Below are 4723 nucleotides of genomic sequence, written 5' to 3' on the forward strand. Positions count from 1 at the left end.
GGCAAAACATGGCGAGGCATCCTACCCGCAATTGATAAGCGACGCAAAATATAACCGTGCCGAAAGTGATGCTCGTCGAAGGAAATCGTGTGGTCAGAGCAGACGGCGATCACAACGCGCTGAATCGTGACGTTTTTTTAGGCAAAAAGGTCGGCGAATGCTGATTTAATCATCAGGTTTACTTAATAGTTACCTATAGGTAGAACTTATGGATGCCGCAGAGCTGCAATAAGTAATGAAAACGCGGAAGTGTGCTGGCGGCGGCTCGGATAATAGAGATGATAACCGGCAAAAGCCGGACACCAGGCTTCAAGCACACGCACTAACCGGCCCTCAGCAAGGGCGTCCTGAACCGCATCTTCCGGGACGTACGCCAGCCCCAGACCGTTTTCGGCGGCATCAATGCGTTGCGGCAGGCTGTTGAGGATCAATTGGCCGTCAACCCGCACGCGCAGCTCACGTCCGTCCCGTTCAAATTCCCAGGCATATAATCCGCCGCGTGTGGGCAGGCGCATATTAATGCAGCGGTGCTGATCAAGCTGCTCCGGCGTTTCCGGTACCCCGAAACGATGCAAATAGTCTGCCGACCCGACGACCGCCATGCGCATGTCCGGGGCAATACGTATCGCAATCATATCTTTCGCCACCTGCTCACCCAGACGCACCCCCGCGTCAAAGCGGCCATCGACAATATCTGTCAGCCCATCGTCCACCGTGACTTCAACGTTGATGTCAGGATACTGCGCCATAAAGGGTTTAAGCACAGGCCACAGCACGGCAGACATGGCGTGCTCCCCGGCGGTTAGGCGAATATTCCCGGCAGGTCTGTCGCGGGTATCACGCAGCGCGGTAAGTTCCTGCTCGATCTCCAGCAGATGGGGGCTTAAGCGCATGAAGAGTTGCTCGCCGGCCTCGGTAGGGGCCACGCTGCGGGTGGTGCGGGTTAACAGACGGACTTCCAGCCTCGCTTCCAGATTGCGCATCGCGTGACTGAGCGCCGACTGAGATACCCCAAGCTGCGCCGCGGCGCGGGTAAAGCTGCGCTCCCGGGCGACAACCATAAAGGAGAGCAGATCGTTGAAGTTGTCTTTTAACATGGCGGCTTATCCTATTTATGAATTGAACTCATAGTTCCTTTCTGATTATGCACTCTAATGCTCCCCATGGCTTTACGCTACTGTTAACGCAATAGCAAACGAGGAGTAGATCATGAAAATTATCCGTAGCGGTTCGCTACCTTCCGTTCAGGGGCCAGAGGCCTGGTTTACCGGCAGCGTGCGCATTGACGCACCTTTCCAGGCGACTGAACCGGCAAAAGTCGGCGGCGCGACCGTCACCTTTGAACCCGGCGCACGTACCGCCTGGCATACGCATCCTCTTGGACAAACGCTGATCGTGACGCAGGGGCGCGGCTGGTTACAGGAGTGGGGGAAAGAGGCGGAACCGCTGAATCAGGGTGATATCGCCTGGATCCCACCCGGCGTGAAGCACTGGCACGGTGCAAGCGCGCAGACGGCGATGACCCATATCGCCATCGCAGAAGCTGTCGACGGGAGCCCGGTGGCATGGCTGGAGAAGGTCACCGACGAGCAGTATCCGAACGAGTAGCGGTAAGCTATAGCTGATTTCCGGCAATCCAAATGTAAATTAATTGTTTCTCAGAGGTGAAATCCGCCTTTAATAATGACGACATGTTAAGTCAAACGAGAACGCAACATGTCATGGCGAATCAGCATTCTGGATAAAAGCCCCGTCGCAGAACACGAAACAGCCGCCGATGCGCTGGCGCGAACCTTAGCACTGGCGCAACAGGCAGAAACGCTGGGTTATCACCGCTTCTGGATTGCCGAACACCACAATACCCCGCAGCTTGCCAGCCCCTCGCCGGAGCTGCTGATTGCCTGGATCCTGGGGCAAACAAAACGTATTCGCGTGGGCTCAGGCGGCGTCATGCTGCAACATTACAGCCCCTATAAAGTCGCCGAAAATTTTAACGTACTGGCCGCCATTGCGCCGGGCCGGGTTGATCTGGGCGTTGGCAAAGCGCCCGGCGGTCTGCCGCTCTCTACCCGCGCCTTGCAGTACGGCCTAAATCCGCAGGAAAAAGGCAGCTTTACTGAACAATTGACGCAGCTTGATCGCTGGATCCGCCCTGAAAATCAGTCAGCGGAGGAGGACGTTCGCGCCACGCCGCTGCCGCCGGTGCCTGCCCGGGGATTTCTGCTGGGCGCCAGTACCGAAAGCGCGCTACTGGCGGCCTCCCTCGACTGGCATTTTGTCTTTGCCGCCCATCTGAACGGTGATCCTGAGCTGCTGCGCGAGGTCGTCACAGCGTGGCGTCAACACAGCGTCCGGGAGGTGATTGTGGCCGTGCAGGTCATTGTTGCCCCAACCCAGGCTGAGGCCGATGCGCTGGCGCAGAAGGTTGAAGTGTGGGGCGTGGAGCTGGTAAACGGACAGCGCGTCACCGTCGCCAGCGAAGAACAGGCCTACGCCTTTGCGCGGCAGGCGGGGAGTGAACCGGTGCGCATTGCGCGTCGGGCGCAGTCTCTGCTGGCCGGAACGGCGGATTCGGTGCTTGAACAGCTCAACGCGCTGCATCAGCAGTGGGGAATTGACGAATTTATCATCGACACGCCGGTCGCTGATGGCGCAACGCGCGTGCAGTCACTGCGACTGCTGGCCGAGGCGCGATTTAACAGGGAGGTGACCGTATGAGCTTTAGCGAACAACTGATTGCCTGGCGCCGTGAGCTGCACCAGAACCCTGAACTCTCCGGTCAGGAGGTCGAAACAACGGCCCGCCTGTGCGAGTGGCTGACGGCAGCCGGGATTGCACCGCTGCCTTACGATCTCCAGACCGGGCTGGTTGCGGAGATCGGCATGGGCAACGCACTGATTGCGCTGCGCGCCGATATCGACGCGTTACCCATTGACGAGCGCAGCGGGGTGCCGTTTAGCTCCCGGCGCGCCGGGGTGATGCATGCCTGCGGACACGACATTCACACCAGCGTGATCCTCGGCGCCGCGCTAAAGCTGAAAGAGCGGGAAGCCTCGCTTAACGGTCGCGTGCGGATCCTGTTCCAGCCTGCGGAAGAAAATTTCGGCGGAGCGAAAAGCATGGTGCGGGCCGGGGCGTTACGCGACGTACGCGCGATTTTCGGAATGCATAACGAGCCTTCACTGCCGGTCGGCGAATTTGCCACGCGCGGCGGCCCGTTCTATGCCAACGTCGATCGCTTCGTTATTCACGTTACCGGCAAAGGCGCGCATGCCGCACGTCCCCATGAAGGCAACGACGCCATCGTGCTGGCAAGCCAGCTGGTAACCGCGCTGCAAAGCGTAGCCAGCCGTAACGTCAATACACTGGATTCGGTTGTTCTGAGCGTGACGCGCATCGCCGGGGGGAATACCTGGAATGTGCTGCCGGAAAGCGTTGAGCTGGAGGGCACGCTGCGCACGCACCGCACGGAAGTGCAGCAGAACGTGAAAGCGCGCGTCGGTGAAATCGCCGCCGGATTTGCCAGCGCTTTTAGCGCGCAGATCAACATCACCTGGTACGCCGGGCCCACCGCGCTGGTGAACGATGAGCACTGGGCCGGGTTTGCCACCTCGGTTGCGCGCGAAGCGGGATATGAAACCCGGCATGCGGAACTGCACATGGGCGGGGAGGATTTCGCGGTCTATCTGCAAAACATACCCGGCGCGTTTGTCAGCATTGGCAGCAACAGTCCGTTTGGGTTACATCACCCGGCATTTAACCCGGACGAAGCATTAATCGAACCCGCTGCCCGCTATTTTGCTCAGCTCGCGGAAAAAGCCCTGCAACACGTTTAATTAATTTGAGGTGAATATGTCTGCACATCGTCAATTGCGGCTGGGGACCATTTTGCATGGTGCATCCGGAAATATGTCTGCCTGGCGCCACCCGGCGGCGGTCGCGGATGCCAGCATTAATTTTGATTTCGTCAAAGAAACGGCTTTAAAAGCAGAAGAGGGCAAGCTCGACTTTATATTTGTGGCCGACGGTCTTTATATTAACGAGAAATCCATTCCGCATTTTTTAAACCGCTTTGAGCCGCTGACGGTGTTGTCCGCGCTGGCGAGTATCACCTCGCGCCTGGGGCTGGTCGGCACGTTATCCACCTCGTACAGCGAGCCTTTCACCGCTGCACGCCAGTTCGCCAGCCTCGATCACCTGAGCAACGGACGCGCAGGCTGGAACGTGGTGACGTCGCCGCTGGAAGGGTCAGCGAAGAACTTCTCCCGCGAAAAACACCCGGAGCATGCGCTGCGCTACCGCATTGCCGATGAGTATCTCGACGTGGTGAAAGGGCTGTGGGACTCCTGGGAAGGGGATGCCTTTATCCGCAATAAAGTGAGCGGACAGTTCTTTGATGCGTCGAAACTGCATACTCTGGATCACCACGGTGATTTCTTCCAGGTTTCCGGCCCGCTGAATATTGGCCGCACGCCGCAGGGACGTCCGATTGTCTTTCAGGCTGGTGCGTCCGACGACGGTAAAAAGCTGGCGGCAAAACACGCTGACGCCATCTTTACCCACCATGACACGCGGGAAGAAGCCCAGGCTTTTTACCGCGATGTTAAACAGCAGCTTGAAAGTCACGGCCGCCGCGCAGGGGATTTACATATATTCCAGGGCGTCAGCGTGATTGTTGGAAACGACGCCGATGACGTAGAAAACCAGTATCAAACCACGGCGG

5 protein-coding genes are annotated in these 4723 nt (G+C 58.2%); 4 read left to right on the plus strand and 1 reads right to left on the minus strand.

Annotated features, from left to right (window positions below):
* Positions 1–206: 206 nt before the first annotated feature.
* Positions 207–1097, minus strand: a complete 891-nt coding sequence (locus tag HP459_RS21470) for a LysR family transcriptional regulator (RefSeq protein ID WP_022648234.1) — start codon at positions 1095–1097, stop codon at positions 207–209.
* A 112-nt stretch (positions 1098–1209) separates the two neighbouring features.
* Between HP459_RS21470 and HP459_RS21475 the strand changes: the two genes are divergently transcribed.
* The 4 genes from HP459_RS21475 to HP459_RS21490 all read left to right on the plus strand — a co-directional run.
* Positions 1210–1608 carry a cupin domain-containing protein gene (locus HP459_RS21475; RefSeq protein WP_023314200.1) on the plus strand — a complete coding sequence of 133 codons (399 nt, stop codon included), beginning with the start codon at positions 1210–1212 and terminating at the stop codon, positions 1606–1608.
* Between the two features lie 108 nt (positions 1609–1716).
* Entirely contained in the window at positions 1717–2718 is a 1002-nt protein-coding gene (locus tag HP459_RS21480; RefSeq protein ID WP_063215929.1) for an MsnO8 family LLM class oxidoreductase, read from the plus strand.
* Positions 2715–3836 carry an amidohydrolase gene (locus tag HP459_RS21485; RefSeq protein ID WP_038416115.1) on the plus strand — a complete coding sequence of 374 codons (1122 nt, stop codon included), beginning with the start codon at positions 2715–2717 and terminating at the stop codon, positions 3834–3836. Before HP459_RS21480 ends, HP459_RS21485 begins: the two co-directional genes overlap by 4 nt.
* 16 nt (positions 3837–3852) lie before the next feature.
* Positions 3853–4723 (plus strand): NtaA/DmoA family FMN-dependent monooxygenase (locus tag HP459_RS21490; RefSeq protein WP_171936808.1); only part of this gene is annotated, 871 nt, incomplete at its 3' end.

Origin of the sequence: Enterobacter sp. CM29 (assembly GCF_013179605.1) — a bacterium.
Classification (GTDB): Bacteria; Pseudomonadota; Gammaproteobacteria; order Enterobacterales; family Enterobacteriaceae; genus Enterobacter; species Enterobacter intestinihominis.

Excerpts from the sequence above, each read along its gene's own strand:
- HP459_RS21470 (WP_022648234.1), bottom strand. The coding sequence starts at position 1,097 with ATGTTAAAAGACAACTTCAACGATCTGCTCTCCTTTATGGTTGTCGCC.
- HP459_RS21475 (WP_023314200.1), top strand. The coding sequence starts at position 1,210 with ATGAAAATTATCCGTAGCGGTTCGCTACCTTCCGTTCAGGGGCCAGAG.
- HP459_RS21485 (WP_038416115.1), top strand. The coding sequence starts at position 2,715 with ATGAGCTTTAGCGAACAACTGATTGCCTGGCGCCGTGAGCTGCACCAG.
- HP459_RS21480 (WP_063215929.1), top strand. The coding sequence starts at position 1,717 with ATGTCATGGCGAATCAGCATTCTGGATAAAAGCCCCGTCGCAGAACAC.